At 63.4% G+C, this 18,602-nt stretch carries 18 protein-coding genes and 1 tRNA gene; 8 read left to right on the forward strand and 11 right to left on the reverse strand.

Annotated features, from left to right (window positions below):
• Window positions 1–45: 45 nt before the first annotated feature.
• On the forward strand, window positions 46–1,359 hold the full coding sequence (gene aspS, locus E3T50_RS06140; protein ID WP_134551095.1) for an aspartate--tRNA(Asn) ligase: 1,314 nt from the start codon (window positions 46–48) through the stop codon (window positions 1,357–1,359).
• A gap of 108 nt (window positions 1,360–1,467) precedes the next feature.
• Here aspS and E3T50_RS06145 read toward each other — a convergent pair whose 3' ends face one another.
• The 4 genes from E3T50_RS06145 to E3T50_RS06160 form a co-directional block, all read right to left on the reverse strand.
• Complete coding sequence (locus E3T50_RS06145; RefSeq protein WP_134462061.1) at window positions 1,468–1,767, reverse strand: Dabb family protein; 300 nt, start codon at window positions 1,765–1,767, stop codon at window positions 1,468–1,470.
• The gene (locus E3T50_RS06150; protein ID WP_134462064.1) at window positions 1,764–2,033 is read right to left on the reverse strand and encodes a glutaredoxin family protein; all 270 of its coding nucleotides are present in this window, start codon (window positions 2,031–2,033) and stop codon (window positions 1,764–1,766) included. The genes E3T50_RS06145 and E3T50_RS06150 overlap by 4 nt, the downstream gene beginning before the upstream one ends.
• Window positions 2,034–2,148: 115 nt before the next feature.
• A complete protein-coding gene (locus E3T50_RS06155) occupies window positions 2,149–2,247 on the reverse strand; it encodes a 30S ribosomal protein bS22 (protein ID WP_003792170.1) in 99 nt (32 codons plus the stop codon).
• Between the two features lie 132 nt (window positions 2,248–2,379).
• Window positions 2,380–2,868: an ArsR/SmtB family transcription factor gene (locus E3T50_RS06160; RefSeq protein WP_134551069.1), complete on the reverse strand. Its 489-nt coding sequence runs from the start codon at window positions 2,866–2,868 to the stop codon at window positions 2,380–2,382.
• Between the two features lie 408 nt (window positions 2,869–3,276).
• Between E3T50_RS06160 and E3T50_RS06165 the strand changes: the two genes are divergently transcribed.
• Window positions 3,277–4,662, forward strand: a complete 1,386-nt coding sequence (locus tag E3T50_RS06165; RefSeq protein ID WP_134551070.1) for a MinD/ParA family ATP-binding protein — start codon at window positions 3,277–3,279, stop codon at window positions 4,660–4,662.
• Between the two features lie 90 nt (window positions 4,663–4,752).
• Here E3T50_RS06165 and proC read toward each other — a convergent pair whose 3' ends face one another.
• Window positions 4,753–5,601 (reverse strand): pyrroline-5-carboxylate reductase, encoded by an 849-nt coding sequence (proC, locus tag E3T50_RS06170; RefSeq protein ID WP_134551071.1) that lies wholly within the window; start codon window positions 5,599–5,601, stop codon window positions 4,753–4,755.
• A 95-nt stretch (window positions 5,602–5,696) separates the two neighbouring features.
• Between proC and E3T50_RS06175 the strand changes: the two genes are divergently transcribed.
• A complete protein-coding gene (locus E3T50_RS06175; RefSeq protein WP_134551072.1) occupies window positions 5,697–6,659 on the forward strand; it encodes a cation diffusion facilitator family transporter in 963 nt (320 codons plus the stop codon).
• Window positions 6,660–6,662: 3 nt separating this feature from the next.
• Here the strand turns inward: E3T50_RS06175 and tadA are convergent, their stop codons facing one another.
• On the reverse strand, window positions 6,663–7,139 hold the full coding sequence (tadA, locus tag E3T50_RS06180) for a tRNA adenosine(34) deaminase TadA (protein ID WP_206751314.1): 477 nt from the start codon (window positions 7,137–7,139) through the stop codon (window positions 6,663–6,665).
• Between the two features lie 44 nt (window positions 7,140–7,183).
• On the opposite strand from tadA, the gene upp reads away from it, so the two are divergent.
• The 4 genes from upp (at window position 7,184) to E3T50_RS06200 (ending at window position 10,640) form a co-directional block, all read left to right on the forward strand.
• Complete coding sequence (upp, locus tag E3T50_RS06185) at window positions 7,184–7,816, forward strand: uracil phosphoribosyltransferase (protein ID WP_134462078.1); 633 nt, start codon at window positions 7,184–7,186, stop codon at window positions 7,814–7,816.
• A gap of 522 nt (window positions 7,817–8,338) precedes the next feature.
• Window positions 8,339–9,043, forward strand: a complete 705-nt coding sequence (locus E3T50_RS06190) for a winged helix-turn-helix domain-containing protein (protein WP_134551073.1) — start codon at window positions 8,339–8,341, stop codon at window positions 9,041–9,043.
• Between the two features lie 401 nt (window positions 9,044–9,444).
• Window positions 9,445–9,843, forward strand: a complete 399-nt coding sequence (locus E3T50_RS06195; RefSeq protein ID WP_134462286.1) for a MarR family winged helix-turn-helix transcriptional regulator — start codon at window positions 9,445–9,447, stop codon at window positions 9,841–9,843.
• Window positions 9,844–9,941: 98 nt separating this feature from the next.
• Entirely contained in the window at window positions 9,942–10,640 is a 699-nt protein-coding gene (locus E3T50_RS06200) for an SDR family NAD(P)-dependent oxidoreductase (protein ID WP_134551074.1), read from the forward strand.
• A 57-nt stretch (window positions 10,641–10,697) separates the two neighbouring features.
• On the opposite strand, the gene E3T50_RS06205 is transcribed toward E3T50_RS06200, so the two are convergent.
• Both E3T50_RS06205 and E3T50_RS06210 read right to left on the reverse strand, forming a co-directional pair.
• Window positions 10,698–12,161 carry a cryptochrome/photolyase family protein gene (locus tag E3T50_RS06205; protein WP_134551075.1) on the reverse strand — a complete coding sequence of 488 codons (1,464 nt, stop codon included), beginning with the start codon at window positions 12,159–12,161 and terminating at the stop codon, window positions 10,698–10,700.
• A gap of 123 nt (window positions 12,162–12,284) precedes the next feature.
• Window positions 12,285–12,357, reverse strand: a tRNA-Arg gene (locus E3T50_RS06210).
• Between the two features lie 359 nt (window positions 12,358–12,716).
• Between E3T50_RS06210 and E3T50_RS06215 the strand changes: the two genes are divergently transcribed.
• Window positions 12,717–13,466 carry a flavodoxin family protein gene (locus E3T50_RS06215; RefSeq protein WP_134551076.1) on the forward strand — a complete coding sequence of 250 codons (750 nt, stop codon included), beginning with the start codon at window positions 12,717–12,719 and terminating at the stop codon, window positions 13,464–13,466.
• A 38-nt stretch (window positions 13,467–13,504) separates the two neighbouring features.
• Here E3T50_RS06215 and E3T50_RS06220 read toward each other — a convergent pair whose 3' ends face one another.
• Genes E3T50_RS06220 through E3T50_RS06230 form a run of 3 tightly spaced genes read right to left on the reverse strand, consistent with a single transcriptional unit; the run spans window position 13,505 to window position 18,180 of the window.
• Window positions 13,505–13,771, reverse strand: coding sequence for a hypothetical protein (locus E3T50_RS06220; protein WP_241990792.1), 267 nt, complete (start codon window positions 13,769–13,771; stop codon window positions 13,505–13,507).
• The gene (locus tag E3T50_RS06225) at window positions 13,768–15,204 is read right to left on the reverse strand and encodes a glycosyltransferase family 2 protein (protein WP_134551077.1); all 1,437 of its coding nucleotides are present in this window, start codon (window positions 15,202–15,204) and stop codon (window positions 13,768–13,770) included. The genes E3T50_RS06220 and E3T50_RS06225 overlap by 4 nt, the downstream gene beginning before the upstream one ends.
• A 57-nt stretch (window positions 15,205–15,261) precedes the next feature.
• Window positions 15,262–18,180: a sensor domain-containing protein gene (locus tag E3T50_RS06230; RefSeq protein ID WP_134551078.1), complete on the reverse strand. Its 2,919-nt coding sequence runs from the start codon at window positions 18,178–18,180 to the stop codon at window positions 15,262–15,264.
• Window positions 18,181–18,602: the final 422 nt, after the last annotated feature.

Below are 18,602 nucleotides of genomic sequence, written 5' to 3' on the forward strand. Positions count from 1 at the left end.
CCCGCTGGCGGCTCCGGCTAAACTCGGATCGTGACTTCGCGCGTATTGATCAAGAACCTGTCCGCTCTCGACGACGGCCCCGTATCGGTGTCCGGCTGGGTCGATACCGTTCGAGACCAGAAAAAGGTGCAATTCGTCGTTCTGCGCGACGAATCCGGTGCCGTTCAGCTGGTCAATCCCCGCACAACGGATGCCGATGGCGTCGTCGTCGCCGATGAGCCGGCCACCAGCATCTCCGGTCTCGCCCAGGGCACCTTCGTCACCGTGACCGGTCAGCTCAAGCACGACGAACGGGTGAAGCTCGGCGGCATCGAGATCAAGCTCACCTCCCTCACCGTGGTATCCGCCGCCATCCCCGAGACGCCGATCGCGGCCGACTCGAGCCTCGACAAGCGCATGGACTGGCGCTTCCTCGACCTGCGCAACCCCAGGCAGAACCTCATCTTCCGCATCCAGACCACGTTCGAGCACGCGCTGCGCACCTACTGGATCGAGCACGACTTCATCGAATTGCACACCCCCAAGCTCATGGCGAGTGCGAGCGAGTCGCGCGCAGAGCTGTTCGAGGTGGGCTATTTCGACACCAAGGCGTACCTTGCGCAGAGCCCGCAATTCTTCAAGCAGATGGCCCAGTCGGCTGGCTTCGGCAAGATCTTCGAGGTGGGCCCGGCGTTCCGAGCCGACCCCTCGTTCACGAGTCGGCACGCCACCGAGTTCACCAGCGTCGACAGTGAGATCAGCTGGATCGACAGCCACGACGACGTCATGGCGCTGCACGAAGACCTCATGGTCGCCGGGTTCACCGCCGTACAGAAAAAGCACGGAGACGAGGTCAAGGCCCTGTTCGACGTTGAGGTGACCGTTCCGAGCACTCCGTTCCCGCGCATTCCCCTGGCCGAGGCCAAGGAGATCGTCAAGAGCCGCGGCTATGAGGTTCCCCGCGACGACGACGACATGGACCCGGAGGGCGAACGCCAGATCGCCGCGTACGTGGCCGAGAAGTACGGGCACGAGTTCGTCTTCCTCACCGACTACGCCTCGAGCATCCGCCCGTTCTATCACATGCGTCACGAGGGCGACGCGTCGATCACCAAGAGCTACGACCTCATCTTCAACGGCACCGAGATCTCCACCGGCGCCCAGCGCGAGCACCGCATCGAGGTGCTCGAAGCTCAGGCCATTGAGAAGGGCCTCGACCCGAAGGAAATTGAGGGCTACCTCGACTTCTTCCGCTACGGAGTTCCTTCGCACGGCGGTTTCGGCATGGGCCTGGCCCGGGTCTTGATGCTCATGCTGCACCAGGCGTCGATTCGCGAGGTCACCTACCTGTTCCGCGGCCCGACCCGCCTCGAGCCGTAGCTCAGTCGGTTTCGGTTCTGGGCACGGGGACGGCCATGGCCGTCTGCGTCGACGGCGATGCCGAGAACCAACGCGCGCTCCCCTCTACTGGGAGAGGCGCCGGGCGGGTTAGACCTCGAGGTCGACGGCCAGTCGATCGGCGACGACGGTGCGAATGAACGCGCCGACCTTTTTGTGCTCGGGGTGCCTCTGGTAGCGGTCAAGGGATTCGAGGTCGTCGAAATCGGCGATCAGCGCGACGTCCCAGTTCTCATTACCGGCGACATCCGGTCCCACCGTCAACGCACGGATCTCGGGCACGACACCCATCAGGGATTCCAGGCCCGCCACGATTCCGGCCGCGTCGTCGGCTTTCTTGCGCGGGGTGAGGGCGTTGAGCTTCCAGCAGACGATGTGACGGATGGTCATGAAACCTCCAGTAGGGCGGTGCGCAGGCGCACAGGATCGATACGCCAGTAGTTGTGCACTTTGCCGTTGATGAGGAGCACCGGAATGTCCTCGAGGTACAGCTCGTGCAGGTCGGCGTCATCGAGGATGGAACGTTCCTCGAACGTGATCGTGGGTGCCGCCGCGTCGTCGGCGAGCTTGGCGACCACGCTGCTGACCAAGTCACGTGCGTCGTCGCAGAGGTGGCAACCGGGCTTGCCGATCAGGGTCACGAGAGCGGTAGGCATGGTTCCAGCCTACGCCGACGGCGCGGCACACCGGTCGCGATACAGCAAAAAGCGCCAGTCCCGAAGGGCTAGCGCTTTGCTCGACGACGAGAAGAAGTTGTGCTTCTTTGTCGCTCTACTTCTTATTACGACGCTGGTGGCGAGTCTTGCGAAGCAGCTTGCGGTGCTTCTTCTTCGCCATACGCTTGCGTCGCTTCTTAATTACAGAACCCACACGGACCTCACAAGTATTGGTTTAGTCGCGGGGCCCGCGACTGACACGAAAACACCATTCTATCGGACAAAACCGGATCCAACTACTCAGCACCCGAATTGGACGGTTTGTGAGGGTGCGAACACGGTCGTCTCAGCCGTTTCTTCGCCACTTTTTTGCGGTGGCGTCTTTGACGACATGCGACATTTGCGAGGCATCGGCGAAGGCCTTGCCTATGGCCGAAGCGAAGGCGCGCTGTTCGTCTTTCAGGCCGGCATCGGCCTCGAGATCGGCGTTTTTGACGGTTTGGTCGAAGTCGACGCTGAGGAACGGAATCAACCAGTCCTCGATCTCTTCGAGCGGGGAGAACTCGAGTCGGTAGAAGCGGTGTTGTCCGTTTTCACGCACGGTAACCAGACCGGCTTCGCGCAGCACCTTGAGGTGTTTTGAGACGGTGGGCTGGCTCAGGCCGAGACGCACGACAATGTCTGACACACTCAGCTCGCCGCGAACCTCCGCGGAGGGACCGCGACTCTCTCCGGAGGGACTGCGACTGTCTCCGGGTGGAACAGCGCACTCCAAGAGGATGCGCAAGATGTCCCGTCGCGCCGAGTCCGCCACCACGGTAAAGATGTCTGCCATAACCTCAGGGTAGTCATTGCCGTTCGGGAGTACCACGTCAAGCTTGTGAGCGTCGCAGTGATCGAACACTGAGCCGCTACCCGACCCTGTGTTCACGGCCGTCTCGGTCATCTGCGGCACCGGCCTGGCCACGGTCGACATGGCCACCGATCAGTCGCCCTTCGGTAAGCCCCGGCAAGCCCCGGCAAGCCGTTCACCTACGCGACCCCGGTGACTGTCGTGTAAAACCATCACCTCGTCATCGTGTCGGGCGCCGAGGCCGATATTGAACGCTTCCCAGCGCTCGGATCATGGCGCTCCCCCAATTTGGGGGAGTCGACCAGCTATCCTCCTACTAGGGACCTTTCTCGCCGCATCCCACCTGAGGCTGCGAGCTGACAATGTGTCCGTGGACGGAAAGGCTCTCCCATGTCATCCGACGTGCCCGCTCTCGCAAACACCCCGGCTGACATTGTCGCCGCAGTCCAGACCGACACCACGGGCGAGGTGACCATCGATGGTTTCCGGCGGCGTGTCACCGGCACCGATGAAGCCGGCGTTCGCGAAGAGATCATCGGCCTCGTGGTCGAGACCGCCCGCAGCCGCGGACAATCCTTACTGCTTCAGGTCAGCGACGAACAGGGCGATTGGCCACTGACCGTGCACCCCAATGGGCGTGTCGAGTCGGCCGGGCCGGTTGTCGTTGCCAGTCACCCGAAGCGGGCGAGCACCATGCCCCTTCCGCTGGTGACCCCGTTCGAGACACCGACACCGTTCGCCACGCTCGTGCAGCCGCCCGTCGCGGCACCGAAGAGCGCGCTGTTCGAGTCGCTGTTGGCACCCACGACGGATGCGGCGGCCGCATCACCCGCTCTGTCACCGGTTGCACCGAACCTGGCCGACTTTCTCAACTCGCGGCCGCCGGCGCCCGCCGGACCGGCCGAGCGGGGCTGGCAGGGCGCCCTCCGCCGCCTGACCGGCGGCCTGGTCTCGCCCACGCCGAGTTCGACCGAGCGTCAGCACCGTACGGCCGTCGCGGCCGTACAGCGCAGCCTGAACGGCCCGCGAACGATCGTGGTACTCAATCCCAAGGGCGGAGCGCACAAGACGACGGCGACGCTGCTCATCGCGGCCACGTTCGGCATCTATCGCGGTGGCTACACCCTCGCTTGGGACAACAACGAGACCATGGGCACGCTCGGCGTGCGCGCTCAGGCCGCCCGGCACACCAACACGGCGGTCGACCTACTGCGCGACCTCGACCGGTTCGGCGACACGCGCTCCCGGGTGGGTGACCTCGACAACTATGTGCGATCGCAGGGTGATGCGCAGTTCGACGCGCTCGCCTCTGACCTCGATCCGGCGGGCGCAGCGAGCATCGACGATGACGCCTTTCGCAAGCTTCACGCGTCGCTGAGCCGCTTTTACCGGGTTCTCGTCATCGACACCGGCAACAACATGCGGGCCAGTAACTGGGAAGCGGCGGTCGATGCCGCCGACCAGCTGGTGATCGTGTCGACCATTCGCGAAGACACCGGCTATGGTGCGGCCTCACTGATCGACGGCCTGCGGCAGAAGGGTCACGCCGACAAGGTCGCCCAAGCGGTCACCGTGCTCGCGTCGCCCTCGAAGACCGCCGACGAGCAGCTGTCTAAGCGTCTGCACGACCACTTTCGCCAGCTCACCCGCACGGTCGTCGATGTTCCCTACGACGCCTCACTGGTTGGTGGCGGCCCGCTCAACGTCGACGCCCTGGCGCCGCGCACCCGTGCCGCGTGGCTGCAGGCGACGGCCGCCATCGCCGAGGGGCTCTGATGAGCGCAGGGCTGTAACGTCCGCAAGCCGTAACGCGCGCAGGGCTGTAACGTACGCAGGGCTGCAACGTGCGCAGGGCTGTCGGGCCACTTACGAAGCGGCCAGTTCCCGGGCGCGCGCGAGGGCTGCGTCCGTTGCGGTATCGAAGAGCTCTTTCAGCCCGCCCTTCTCCAGCTCCCAGATGGCGCGCTCCGTCGTGCCGGCCGGGCTCGTCACCTGGCGCCGCAGCTCGCTCGGCGATTTGTCCGACACGGCGAGGAGAGCGCTCGCGCCGAGGAAGGTGCCGTTGACCATGATGGCCGCTTCTTCGCGGGTGAAGCCCTTGCTGCAGGCCGTTTCGGTGAGCTGTTCGATCAGGTAGAACACGTAGGCCGGGCCGGAGCCGGAGATGGTGCTGAGGGCGTCGAGTTTGCTCTCGGGCACGACCAGCACGTCGCCGACGGTCGCAAATAGAGCGCTGGTGAGCGCCAGGTCGGCCTCGCTCGACCGGGTGCCGGCACTGATACCGGTGACGGCCATGCCGACGACGGCTGGGGTGTTCGGCATGGTGCGAACAACGTGCACAGACTCGGGCAGCAGCGACTCGAAGGTGTCGATCGTGACGCCGGCCGCGACGCTCAGGACCAGCGTGCCCGGCGAGAGGGAGGCTCCGATTTCACCGAGCAGATCGGCCACCATGTACGGCTTGACGGCGATAATGACGATTTGGGCGCCATCGATCGCCTTGAGGTTGGCGTCAGCGTCAACCTCGGTCGCGTAGGCGGTGACGCCCTCGGTATCGGCCAGCTCTGCCGCCTTCACCGCTGTGCGGTTGGTCACACGAATGCCGCCGTCCACGGTCACGCCCGGCTTGAGCAGGCCGGCCAGAATGGCGCGGGCCATCGATCCGGCGCCGAGGAAGGCGATCGTGGGCAGAGTCACATTCTGAGGAGAAGTCATCCGACCAGTCTACTTTTTCCGCCATCGGACCGCCCTGAATGGCCAACTCCCCACAGCCTGGGACGTGCGCTGGCACACGGTTCTAAGATGCTTTCATGAGCGCATCGGGCGGAAACAAGGCAATCGTGGCGGCATTCGCGGCTAATCTGGGCATCGCAGTGACCAAGTTCGTAGCCTGGGCATTTTCCGGCTCGTCCTCGATGCTTGCCGAGGCGGTGCACTCGGTCGCGGATGCCGGCAATCAGCTGCTCCTGCTGCTGGGGGGTCGTAAGGCGAAGAAGCGGGCCGACCTGGAGCATCCGTTCGGCTATGGGCGCGAACGCTACGTCTACGCCTTCGTGGTCTCGATCATTCTGTTCTCGATCGGCGGGGTGTTCTCGCTCTATGAGGGCTTCGACAAGCTGCAGCACCCACATCCGCTCGAAAACGTTTGGCTGCCGATTCTGGTGCTCACCATAGCGATGGTGCTCGAAAGTTTTTCCCTGCGTACCGCGATCAAAGAGTCCAACCATGTGCGAGGAAACCAGACCTGGGTACAGTTCATCCGACATGCGAAGGCCCCCGAGCTGCCGGTCGTGCTGCTCGAAGACGTGGCGGCCCTCACCGGCCTTACCTTCGCCTTCGTGGGCGTCGGCCTGGCCGTCATCACGGATGAGCCGATCTGGGACGCCGTCGGTACGCTCGCAATCGGTGTGCTTCTGGTGCTCGTCGCGATCATTCTCGGCATCGAAACCAAGAGCCTGCTCGTCGGTGAGGGCGCGAGCAAGAAAGACCTCGATGCCATCAAAACCGCCATTCTGGACGGCCCCGAGACCAAACGCATCATTCACCTTAAGACGCTCTACCTCGGCCCGGATGAGATTCTGGTCGGCGCCAAGCTCGCCTTCGACGGTGAGCACCGCTTTGCCGATGTTGCCACGGACATCAATGCCGTCGAAACTCGCATTCGCGCCGCAGTACCGCTCGCTCGAACGATCTACCTCGAGCCCGATATCTTCTTCGACCCGAACCTGGCTGATCCCCCGACCGACACCTTCGTGATCAAGGGGCGGGAATAGACCTCAGCGGCTGGCTCGGCGGGCGGGATTGTTGAAAAACTCCCGCAGGATCTCGCTGCACGCGTGCGCATTGACGTCGGCAAAGACCTCGACCCGATGGTTGAGCCGACGGTCGCGCAGTACGTCATAGACCGATCCGGCCGCTCCCGCCTTCTCGTCCCAGGCGCCGAACACGACCGTTGGTACCCGCGCGGCGAGAATCGCGCCGGCGCACATCACGCAGGGTTCGAGGGTGACGATCAGGGTGCATCCGGTCAGGTGCCAGTCCCCGGAGTGCGCGGCGGCCTGCCGGATGGCCACGACTTCCGCGTGGAGCGTCGGGTCTTGGTGTAATTCACGCTCGTTCCGGCCCCGGCCGATCACGTAGCCGGCAGCATCGACGATGACGGCGCCGACCGGAACGTCGTCGGAGGCGAGGGCCGCGCGCGCCTCGGCCAGGGCGAGCAGCATCCACTCAGTGTGCTGATCTCGTGCGCGCATCTGTCACCTCTAGCCGTGGGAATGCCAATAGTAGAGTTGAGCCTATGCGAGTCCATGTTGCCGACCACCCGCTCATCACGCACAAGCTCACCGTGCTTCGCGATAGGCACACGCCGTCACCGCTGTTTAGATCGCTGGTCGAGGAGATCATGACGTTGCTCGCCTACGAGGGCACGCGCGGTGTCCGCGTGGAGGCTGTCACCGTGCAGACCCCCGTGTCGGCCGCCCAGGGTGTGCGCATCAGCGAGCCGAAGCCGCTCGTGGTGCCTATTCTGCGGGCCGGGCTCGGGATGCTCGAGGGCATGGTGAAGCTGCTGCCGACCGCCGAGGTTGGCTTTCTCGGCATGGCGCGCAACGAAGAAACGCTGCAGCCCACGACCTATGCCGAGCGTCTTCCCGATGACCTGTCGGATCGGCAGTGCTTTGTGCTCGATCCGATGCTCGCCACCGGCGGGTCGCTCATTGCCGCCATCAACTTTCTGTTCGACCGTGGCGCAGTCGACGTGACAGCGATCTGCATCCTCGCTGCGCCGGAAGGCCTCGCCGCCGTCGAGAAAGCCCTTGCGGGCCGAGAAGTGACCATCGTGCTGGGCGCCGTTGACGAGAAGCTGGACGAGCAGGGCTATATCGTGCCCGGCCTCGGCGACGCCGGCGACCGTCTGTACGGACTGGTCTGACGAACTGATTGACGAGATCCGGTGGACGCATGCAGGTCCTGCGACCAGCAACACGCCAGGCCGGCTTTACATCAATAATCTTTGATTTATCGACGTTTTACCTTGGAAAATTTCACAATGCTGTGATGGTGCAACGAATCGCCTAAATGGACGCGACCCCGCGAACGTGGTGCACGTCATGCGGAGACTTCCCGCGACATCAAATTGACACACGGCGTCACATTCCGCTTTACTCATATTCATGACAACCAGCGCACGCCCCCTGACCTCCCCCGAGGCCCCCGGGACTGCCGCCATGATGATGGCCGGCATCCCCGCCAGCCGCTGTTGCCGAATGTGTCGCTAACCGAAACCTTCCTTCGCGTCCCTGCCTGACCGACTTCTGAATCGTCGGGCCGACGCCCCGAATGCTGGTTTGCAGCATTCGCCCCCGGCCTGCGGGCCACAGAGGAACCTCCGTTCGGAAATTGCGCTTTCGCGCATCCGTCAGGCTCCTATCGATCGAACAGTCAAGGACCTTTCATGTCTCTCGCACACATCCACGCCACGCGCCCCACACCTTTCAACCGCCCCGATTTGACCCTGGCGCCGCCGGTTGCCGCTCCGCGCATTCGCGCCGTGCCGACCGGTACCGAAGCTCGCGGCTTCGTTCTCTATGTCGGCATTGATGAGGCCAAGGCGGCCGCAGCCGGCACGAGCCTGAACCGCATCGTTGAGGCGCTCAAGGCCCTCGCCGCCGACATCGTACCCTCGTCTGAAACCTACGCCGCCGTTGCACTGGCTCCGGAGGGTGCCGGCGGACGCGACGTTGATGTCGTGCGCCTGGCCCTACAGGACCCGGCTGCTTTGGCTGCGCACCGCGCCGAACCGGAGGAGCTGGACCGTGCACGCAGCGGCGTCGTGGTGGACATCTCCCGTAAGCGCGTCATTCTCGACAATGAGACTGCCTCCCTGACCTACAAAGAGTTCGAGCTGCTGCAATATCTCGTGCTGCGCGAAGGCCGCACCATCGACCGCGCTGAGATCATTTCATCGCTGTGGAACTCCGCCGACGAGGATGACGCGCCGAATGAGCGCACCATCGACGTACACGTTCGTCGCCTGCGCTCCAAGCTCGGCCGCTATGAAGACATCGTTCGCACGGTGCGCGGCGTCGGCTACCGTTTCGACCGCCACGCCGATGTCGCCATTCGTCAGTCGACCACCCCGAGCCCCGACCTGTTCTAGGCCGTCTCGCCGGTCGGTCGCTGACTACTCGGCGACGTTAACGTGACTGAGGGCCAGTCGCAGAGGCTACGACTGACCCTCTTCCCTTGCACCAAGAGTGTCCTGCAATCACATTCCACGTCGTCCGCCACAGCAAACGGTTGACGCACCTAAAATATATAACGAATAGGTAACGGGCGCCACCTTTCGTGGAGAAAATCACCTGCGAGTTTCATGCCAAGCACCTGACTGTTCCCCCACTGAGCGGATACCGCTCCACGGCCGCACACGGTGCCCGCCGAACGCCCAGAGTCTCTATCCTTGGAGGACAACGGAGAGAACAAGGCGAGGAGCCGCAGGTGGTGGATCGAACGGTCGCGGTCAGCGCATGGGAATCCCTGTTTCGGGCCCAGGTCGCCATCATGCGCAGTCTGGCGGCGAATTTTCCCTCGAAGGAAATTTCCCTCAACGAGTACGACGTGATGTTCAATCTGTCTCGGCAGCCGGACCGGCGTATCCGCTTGCGCGAACTCAACCAACATGTGCTGTTGACCCAGCCGAGCGTGAGCCGGCTCGTCGATCGCCTCGTCTTCCGCGGGTACCTGCACAAGCACACCGATCCAACAGACGGTCGCGGTGCCATCATCGAACTCACGGATGCCGGTCTCGCCCTGTTTCGACGGGTCGCCGTTGACCATATGGACTCCATCGCAGGGCGCATCGGCGAGGCCCTCAGCGAGGCCGAGCTGCAGCAACTGACGATGCTATGTGACAAATTGCGCAGCGATTGTTCTGGCGACGATCCAGTTCCCGGGGACTAGCCGCGGGTGAGAACCGTCGGCGGGAGCAAAGAGGTGCTCGCGTGTGCCGATACCATCAATCTCGCGCAATCACTCATGAGTCCGTCTAGTCTGAAGGCATGACTTCTCTCGCCGGCTCCTCCGTGCTTGTCGTTGGCGCCACCGGCGGCTTGGGCCATGAAATTGCCCGGATCCTGAGCGCGGAGGGCGCCCTGCTCACCCTCCACGGGCGCAACGCGCAGCGCGTGATCAATTTAGGCATCGCCGGGGCGGTGGCCAGTGGCGACCTGTGTGATCCGGAGACCGCTACGCAGCTCGTGGCCGCCGCAGTGGCCGCGCATGGCCGCCTCGACGGCATAGTCAACGCCGCTGGGCTCGTAGCGTTCGGCGCCCTGGCGGAGGTCTCAGACGACACGATCGACACCCTGATGGCGGTGAATGCCACAGCACCGATGCGGCTGCTCCGCGCCGCCCATCCCGCCCTGGCTGAATCGGCGGCGACACACCGGGATCCATTCTTTCTCACGCTCAGTGGCATCGTGAGTGAGAGTCCGACCGCGAATATGGCGGCCTACTCGGCGTCGAAGGCGGCCCTAGCCGCGTTCGGGACGGCGGCCGGGCGTGAAATACGGCGGGACGGCATCCGTTTCATTGACGCGCGCCCCGGCCACACCGAAACCGGACTTGCCACCCGGCCTATCCAGGGGTCCGCGCCGCGCCTGCCCACCGGGTACCGCCCCGCCGATGTCGCCCGCCGCATTGTCGACGCGATCATCGCCGGCGAGCGCGACCTGCCGAGCACCGCTTTCTCCGCGTAGCGGGCAGCTGCCACGAAACGGCACCCTCTACCGGTCGGTGCGCTACCGATCGGTGCGCTACCAGTCGGTGCGTTCGCGTTCCTGTGCAACGACCGCCTCACGGTCGACGAGGCGCCGCAGCCCGGCGAGCGGCTGACTCATGCGGTGATTGCCCCGAATGCGCGGCTCCACACGATCAAGGAATGCCCAGTATCCAGCGGTGAAGGGGCACGCCTGTGGCCCCAGCCTGATCTTTGGATTGAACCGGCAGCTCCCGCAGAAATCCGTCATTTTCGAGATGTACGCCCCGCCCGAGGTATAAGGCTTGGTCGCGACCATGCCGCCATCGGCGTGCTGGGACATGCCGATCACATTGGCCGGCATCACCCAGGGCGTTCCGTCGACAAAGGCATTGATGAACCAATCCGACAATGCGGCCGGCTCGTAGCCGCGCTGCAACGACCAATTGCCGAGAATCATCAGCCGCGGAATATGGTGTGTCCATCCGGTGCGGGCGACCTCATCGAGCACATGGCTCAGACACCGGGCCTCAACGGCACTACCATCCAGCTCCAAGAATTCCCTCGGTAGCGGCTTGTGCGCGGCAAGAAAATTGCTGTCGGCGACGTAGGTTTCACCAAGGTGCCAATACAGGTGCCATACCCAATCCCGCCAACCCATAATCTGGCGCACGACCGCCTCGGCGCTCGCGAGCGGCGCGCGTCCACCGTGGTAGGCCGCGACAACCGCGTCGATGACTTCCTGCGGATGCAGCAACCCTAGATTGAGCGGAACGCTCAGCCGCGAGTGCGCCATGGTGCTGTCACCGGTCAAGGAAGCATCTTCGAACGGCCCAAAGTCTGGCAGCCGCGTGTCGATGAAATCGTCCAAAGCCGCGAGGGCCTCGGCGCGGGTAGCGGCGAAACGGCGCGGACCATCGTCTCCGATCAGGTGAACACGACCCTCACTCGCAAGCCGGTCGAGGTCCCGACGCACTTCCTGATCGATGTCGTCCTCTGTGGGCGTCCACGGGTCGGGCAGGCCGAGACCGACCGCATGTTTCGGGGGAGGCTGCCGATTGTCATGATCAAAGTTGAAGCGCCCACCCTCCGGCTCCGGGCCGCGCATGAGTATTCCGGTGTTCGTGCGCACGTGGCGGTAGAACTGTTCCATCACGAGTCGGGACGCGGGCCGGCCGTCCGCCCAGCTCGCGAAGTCCTGCTCGCTCGTCACGAAACCCCGACTCGGTAGAACGGATGCCCCGAGCTCGGCAACCAGCGCCCGCGCGCCCCAGGACGTCGGGTTGATTACTTCGAGGTCACGCCCGGCGAGCGCATCCCGGTAATGCTCCGCGTGGAGAAACTCGACGCGGTCGCCAAGCTCTCGAGCGCGGTGCCGCAGCGCGCTGAGAATAAGGTGGGCTTTGGCTCGATGGTAGGTACGACGACCCAGCACGGCGGTCGCTTCAACAAGGACGATTGCCCCGCCGTCGTCGTAGTGCGGGCCGAGCTGATCGGCGAACAAGAAGCGTGGCGGGGACATGCTCCCGAGTCTATCCCCGCGATAGTCGCAAGGCCGAGGGCGATCCGAGTGGGCACGTGTGCGCCGTCAAGGGGCATGAAAAAGCCCCTCCGACGACTTCATCGAGAGGGGCTTCAACACCTGTGCGCCCGAAGGGATTCGAACCCCCAACCTTCTGATCCGTAGTCAGATGCTCTATCCGTTGAGCTACGAGCGCATATCAATCCCGCGAACTGTAACGCCCGGAGACAACTTGAAAACTATACCAGCTATCGCGGGCTCTCCGCGCCGCTGGGTGCGCAGCGCGGGTGCCAGCCTCAGATATTCCACCGCCGCGCGCCGCGCGCTGGAGGATTTTTCGGGGAATGACGCCGTTATTCCGGGAGAAAGTGCGTCGTGGAAGCCGGCCATAAAGCACAAAAGGGCGTGTCCAATAGGTTTTTGCGTTGAGTGGGAACGCTGCCCGCGTCCCACCCTGACCGGCTCCGGCAACCGAGCTGGCGGCCGCGACCGCGAGCCCGTCGACGCCGAAATCAGCCCCTGTTCACACGGTTGACCCGGTGCTTTACTAGACGAATGACGGAGATAAGCGGCACCCAAAAGCCCCTGAACCGGGAATCCTTTGAGTACTCAGAACTGCGCGCCGTGTTCATCAATTGCACACTCAAACGCAGCCCTGAGATCAGCAACACCCAGGGCATCGTTGACCTCAGCGCTCGAATCATGCGGGAGCAGGGCGTTGAAGTCGACATGATTCGCGCCATAGACCACGACATCGCCACGGGAATCTACCCCGACATGACCGATCACGGCTGGCAAACGGATGCCTGGCCGTCTCTGTTCACCACCATACAGGCGGCCGATATTCTGGTTCTGGCCGGGCCGATCTGGCTCGGCGACAACGGTTCGGTGACCAGGCGCATTGTGGAACGGCTCTACGCACACTCGGGCGAGTTCAACGACAAAGGTCAGTACGTCTTCTACGGCAAGGTCGGCGGCGCCATCATCACCGGCAACGAGGACGGCGTGAAGCACTGCGCCGCGAACCTGCTCTACAGTTTGCAGCATGTCGGCTACTCAATTCCGCCCGCCGCCGACTCCGGCTGGATTGGCGCGATTGGCCCGGGACCGAGCTACCTCGACGAGGGATCCGGAGGTCCGCAGAATGACTTCACCAACCGTAATACCACGTTCATGACCTGGAACCTCATGCACCTGGCTTCCATCCTGAAAGCGAATGGTGGCATCCCTGCCTTCGGCAACGTGCGGGAGAAGTGGGACAACGGCGAACGGTTCGGTGCCGAACCCAACCCGGAATATCGGTAGTGTGGCCCACACCGCCGAGAATGACCACAGCACTATCGTCAGGGTTGCACGAATGCTTCACCGTGGCGTTCCTTCGGAATCGCATCTGGAGGGGTCTCCGGGTAGATACTCCGGGTCTCGAAGCGGCGGCGCTGCCCCGGCAGGAGATCGCCGAGGTACACCCTCGGTAGGGTTTTTGCAATCGCGAGCGCCGCGTACATCACCGTGTTGATCGCCACGAAAGTCGCGAGGATGGCGAAAAAATCGGACTGCAACACAGACTCGGGGAGCAGGATACCCAGTGGATCCAGCATCAGGGCGATCATCCTGTCTCGATCGATCGCACGGTGCTCCGCTGTTGCACGTGGCCCCAACTCCCCTGTTCTCCGCGCGTGATGTCGATGATTCCCTTGATGTACACGGCATGGAGGTACATGTCGAACAGTAGCTCCGGAATCACAGCGGCGGCAAGCACACGGGCCGCCCAGCCCGCCTTCCAGACGGATACCACGCGTTCAATCGTGAAGACGGTGCCGATGCTCAACCAGAAGGGGAACCATACCCAGTGAGTCACCGACAGGAACGTTAAAACAACGAGGCAGAGGAAGGCGGTGAGGGCGATCACGCTGTAGCCGATGCCGAGCTGCTGGGCCCAGTATCGAAGGGTGGACGGCGTAAGGCCGTAAGCGCCGATGTTTTCCAGAGCACCGCGCTGCCAGCGCAACCGTTGCACCCACAAGCTGCGCAGTGTCGGCATGACCTCGGTGACCACGGTGCATTCGGACGGCGAGATGATGAGTGCTCCGAGCGACTTTAACGCGATTGTCAGTTCGTTGTCCTCGGTGAGCGCCAGGGTGTCGTACACATCACCGTGGTTCCCGGGGATCGTACCGCCGCGACTGCTCGCGACCGCCCGCAGCGCGCGGGACCGGAACATCGATGCGGTTCCGGTCAGCACGAAGACCATGCCGCGGCGGCGTTTGATCTGCGTGGAGTAGCGTACGTACTCGTTTCGCTGCATTTGACCGAGCAGCCCGGCGCCCGGTTCACCGTAGAACAAACCGCCAATCGCCATCAGCGCTCGATCATTGGTGAAGCGCGCAACGCCAGCCGCGAGAAAACCAGCATCCAGGGTCGTGTCCGCATCGACAATCATGACGATGTCGTTGTCGCCCTGGTCGGGCAGGATGCGCGCCAGAACCTGATTCAGGGCGCCGGCCTTTTTCTTGGTATTGCCCACCGACTCAAACACTTCGACGCCATGACTGCGCGCGACGGCCGCGGTGCCGTCGGTGCAGTTGTCAGCGACGACGATCACCCGCTCCGGCCGGTGTGATTGCGACAAGAGGGACGAGAGGGTGGCTGACAGCGACGCTTCCTCATTGTAGGCAGGGATCAAGACGGTGATCGCAACGGGACCGGCGAAAACACCTCGGGTAGCTTCCATGACGATTTTGGGGGCGAGCGGGGTAGCGAGGTAGTCCGACGACCTTCGGGACTTATTGGTGACCCTTCGTTCGATCAGGGCAATACCAGCGGCGAAAAATATGGCCAGGGCAACGGCGGCCAGCAACACTCGGGGGGACGGTAGATCCAGGGCATAGAGGTAGGTCCAGACACCGAACAGCACACCTTCGTCGACGGCATTGGCCGACGTGGGGTCGTCCGAGGCCACCGCGACCCAGAGCACCGTCGCGGCACTGCACGCCGCTGCGGCGACCAATAGGCCCACTGACCGGCTGAAAAATTGCACCCCCATATAGGTGATAGTAACGGACAGATATGTTGCCGCGACCTCCCCCCGTCCAGGGGTACGTCAGACTAGGCGGTGGCCGAGGGTGTCTTGAATTTCCTTGAATCTCACGGCGGGTGCTGCGTCCGGCGCGGGTTTGGAGAATAAGTAGCCTTGGCCGAAGCGGCACCCCATCTTTTCCAGCAGCTCCAGCTGGCCCGCCGACTCGATTCCCTCGGCCACGACGTCCAACCGCAACGATTCGGCCAAGCGAACGACGCCTTCTACGATCGCCCGATCACGTGTGGAGTGTTCAATATCGCGCACGAAAGACATATCGATCTTCAACAGGTCGACGTCGAATTCTCTGAGATGAGTGAATGACGAGTAACCCGAACCAAAGTCGTCGATGGCTATCCGCACGCCCATGTCCCGAAGCTCCTGAAATGTTCTGGCTGCCGAGCCGATTGCTTCCGTCACGGCGCTTTCTGTCAGCTCCAACCAGAGCTGATCCGGCGCGAGCCCGGAGATGCGAAGGGCTCGCTTCACCACAGCACCGAAGTCGTCTCGGACGAATTGTCGCGGAGATACGTTCACGCTGACGGCGATGCTCGCGCTCAGTGCGGTGGCTGCCAGGCATGCCTGCCCCAGGACCTCGGCACCGATCTGCTTGATCAGGCCCACCTCTTCGGCGATCGCGATGAATTCGTTGGGCATCGCGATCCCCCGTTCGGGCCGCCGCCAGCGAGCGAGCGCTTCAGTGGCGACGACCGTTCGCGCCTGAAGGTCCACGATCGGCTGATACCAGGTCTCAATCTGGCCGAGGCCGACGGCGCTGCGCAGGGCGATCTCGGTGTCGAGGCGCCGGTCGATTCGACCGCGCAGGTCGTCGTCAAAAATCTCGAAGCGTCCGCGCCCCCGATCCTTCGCTAGATACATGGCCTGGTCGGCGTCGCGCAGGAGCAGTTCGAGGTCGTCATGGCCGACGCCGAAGGCGATGCCAATGCTCGCGTCAACGGATGCGACGTTCTCGCCAATCTGGATCGGCAGCGCGATTGCCTCCTGAAGGGCGCCTGCGAGTTCAGCCACGTCGCCGCTGTTCTCGACATCGGGGCAGACCACGACGAATTCGTCTCCGCCGATTCGAGCAACCGTGTCTGCCAGCCGCACCCCGTCGCGGAGCCTCGCAGCGACTTCAGCTAAGACCGCATCACCGGCGTGGTGCCCGAGGCTGTCATTCACGACCTTGAACCGGTCGAGGTCGATGAAAAGAACGGCGACTCCTCGTCCGTGGCGGGCCGCTTGAAGCAGCGCCTGCGACAGCCGATCCAGCAGGAGAAGCCGGTTGGGCAGGTTCGTCAGCGGATCGTGGAAGGCCAGGCGCTCCACGCGGGCCTCCGCCAGACGACGAGCCGTGATGTCCTCCAGCTGATAGAGGAACCCTCCAGCTTGCCCCCCTTCGTGGATTTCAGCAACGCTGACCTTCACCCAGGTCTCCTCTGCGTCGCTACGCCGCATTCGCCGATCCACACGCTGCCGTGAACTCACCAGGCGTCCCGCGGACAGGTCCCCTGCTCCAACCGATTCGTCAGCCATAAACACCGCTTCAATGGGCTGGTTGAGCACTGTCGTCGACCGGCCGGCCAAGTGCAGTAGGCGCGGGTTGGCTTCTAACACCCGTCCGTCGAGCGAGACGATGGCCGTACCGAGGGGAGACCAGGCGAAGGCGGCCTCAAACCGCGCGCGGGCTGCTGAGGCTGATTCTTCCGCCGCCCGCAAGGCCGTGACGTCCGTGCCGCTGGCCAGATGTCCGGTGACGGTTTCCTTACTACGAATGGGTGTGCTGTTGACCTGCACGGAGTTGACCGTGCCATCCGGAGTGCAAAACCGTACGGTGCCCGAATACGCGGTGGAGGAAGAAACGCATTCTTTCCACTCCGCGCGCATCCGTTCGACGTCATCGGGGTGCAGGGCCGTCATCCAACCGTCGTTGATGGATTGCTCCACGGTCAACCCACTCAGGCTGAGCCATTGATCGTTGGCGGCGCGCAACCCTCCGGTTGCGTCGAACTGCACAATACCCACCGGAGCCAACCGCACGAGCGTTTGGAGCGCGTCGGCCGTCTCTTCGAGCTCCTGGGTGCGGATCGCTACCGTGGTCTCCAGCATGCCGTTCGTGTCGGCCAGCGAGGTCAGCGCACCGTCACGTTGCCGGTCGAGTTCGCGAAGCCGCAAGGCCGCCAGCCATGTCAACGCGGAGCCGACTATGGTCATACTCAGGACCAGGAGGGCCACTGCGAATGGGGCATCAAACCAGCCCAAGCGAAGTGCAGACAAACACAGCCAGCCCATCACGAACGGACCGACAATGAAGAACGGTATCGCCGGACGAAGGAGTCTTCCTGCGCTGCCGCCGTCTCTGGCCAATCCGGCCAGCCCCGCCAGCGGATGTTGAAGCAATGTAGCTGACGACAATACCGCGAGCGCCAGGGCGGTGAACAACGCCATGCTCGTGTACCCGCCGACGCTGTAGAGCGAGGAAACGCCATACGCGTAGCCGAGAATCGCAATTTGGCTCACGCACACGACGATGAGAGCCAGCGCGAGCGTCAGCGTGCTCCGGACAAGCCTGCTCGAGAGGACTGAACCGCCCAGCACGAACAGGGAGAAGGCCGTGGCCGGCGCCATCCTCGGATCGATCCCGTTGAGGTCGATCCCTGGCAGAAGGGTGTCGACGCCGATCGAGATTGCGAAGATGTACTCAGCGAGCGTCAGGCCGCCAATCAGGAGCACAGCAGCACCGAGGATTATGGTGAGGCGCGCGCGGTCGAATGCGATTATCGCGAGCGAGAGCAGCACGAAGACAAGGGCCGCGCTTGGCTTCACCGATAACAGACCGGTCACCATGCCTGCCGGCACCGCGCCCTCCGTGTACCACGCGTACAACACCATCAGCCCGAACGCACCAACGATGGCCGCCCCGATACGCCCGCCCAGCTGCATGTATTCCTCTTCTTGCCTGAGGACGCAGCGACACCTCCGCGCCGGCCCCGCCAATAACAAATTTACGAGACAACTGGTTCCCGCGTGAACTCCGGCCACTCAGGCCGATCGAGCCGTTCGAATACACCTGAATCAATCGAGACCCTCAACGCTTTTGCTCAGCGTCGCGGGCCAGGTCTTATTCAGGTTGAAAATCACACCCCCGGGTATTGATGGGAATGCAACGCGTGCCCCTGGAAGGAGTCGACCCCTGGTACACCCTCAGTGTACGCGCACTGACGGGTCAGACTCTTCGAAAAATTCGGGTCTGCCCTGGGGTGAGCGATCGGGCATCGATTCCCGCACACCGACAACCACAATGGTGGTCTCGATCGTGCCGGAGCATGGTTTCGGCGGCTTCGCGTTCACCGGTTTGGGGATTG

The organism is Cryobacterium gelidum, assembly GCF_004403985.1.
Lineage (GTDB): Bacteria > Actinomycetota > Actinomycetes > Actinomycetales > Microbacteriaceae > Cryobacterium > Cryobacterium gelidum.

Excerpts from the sequence above, each read along its gene's own strand:
- E3T50_RS06145 (WP_134462061.1), bottom strand. The coding sequence starts at position 1,767 with ATGACCATCCGTCACATCGTCTGCTGGAAGCTCAACGCCCTCACCCCG.
- E3T50_RS06150 (WP_134462064.1), bottom strand. The coding sequence starts at position 2,033 with ATGCCTACCGCTCTCGTGACCCTGATCGGCAAGCCCGGTTGCCACCTC.
- E3T50_RS06160 (WP_134551069.1), bottom strand. The coding sequence starts at position 2,868 with ATGGCAGACATCTTTACCGTGGTGGCGGACTCGGCGCGACGGGACATC.
- E3T50_RS06165 (WP_134551070.1), top strand. The coding sequence starts at position 3,277 with ATGTCATCCGACGTGCCCGCTCTCGCAAACACCCCGGCTGACATTGTC.
- proC (WP_134551071.1), bottom strand. The coding sequence starts at position 5,601 with ATGACTTCTCCTCAGAATGTGACTCTGCCCACGATCGCCTTCCTCGGC.
- E3T50_RS06175 (WP_134551072.1), top strand. The coding sequence starts at position 5,697 with ATGAGCGCATCGGGCGGAAACAAGGCAATCGTGGCGGCATTCGCGGCT.
- tadA (WP_206751314.1), bottom strand. The coding sequence starts at position 7,139 with ATGCGCGCACGAGATCAGCACACTGAGTGGATGCTGCTCGCCCTGGCC.
- upp (WP_134462078.1), top strand. The coding sequence starts at position 7,184 with ATGCGAGTCCATGTTGCCGACCACCCGCTCATCACGCACAAGCTCACC.
- E3T50_RS06190 (WP_134551073.1), top strand. The coding sequence starts at position 8,339 with ATGTCTCTCGCACACATCCACGCCACGCGCCCCACACCTTTCAACCGC.
- E3T50_RS06195 (WP_134462286.1), top strand. The coding sequence starts at position 9,445 with ATGCGCAGTCTGGCGGCGAATTTTCCCTCGAAGGAAATTTCCCTCAAC.
- E3T50_RS06200 (WP_134551074.1), top strand. The coding sequence starts at position 9,942 with ATGACTTCTCTCGCCGGCTCCTCCGTGCTTGTCGTTGGCGCCACCGGC.
- E3T50_RS06205 (WP_134551075.1), bottom strand. The coding sequence starts at position 12,161 with ATGTCCCCGCCACGCTTCTTGTTCGCCGATCAGCTCGGCCCGCACTAC.
- E3T50_RS06215 (WP_134551076.1), top strand. The coding sequence starts at position 12,717 with ATGACGGAGATAAGCGGCACCCAAAAGCCCCTGAACCGGGAATCCTTT.
- E3T50_RS06220 (WP_241990792.1), bottom strand. The coding sequence starts at position 13,771 with ATGATCGCCCTGATGCTGGATCCACTGGGTATCCTGCTCCCCGAGTCT.
- E3T50_RS06225 (WP_134551077.1), bottom strand. The coding sequence starts at position 15,204 with ATGGGGGTGCAATTTTTCAGCCGGTCAGTGGGCCTATTGGTCGCCGCA.
- E3T50_RS06230 (WP_134551078.1), bottom strand. The coding sequence starts at position 18,180 with ATGCAGCTGGGCGGGCGTATCGGGGCGGCCATCGTTGGTGCGTTCGGG.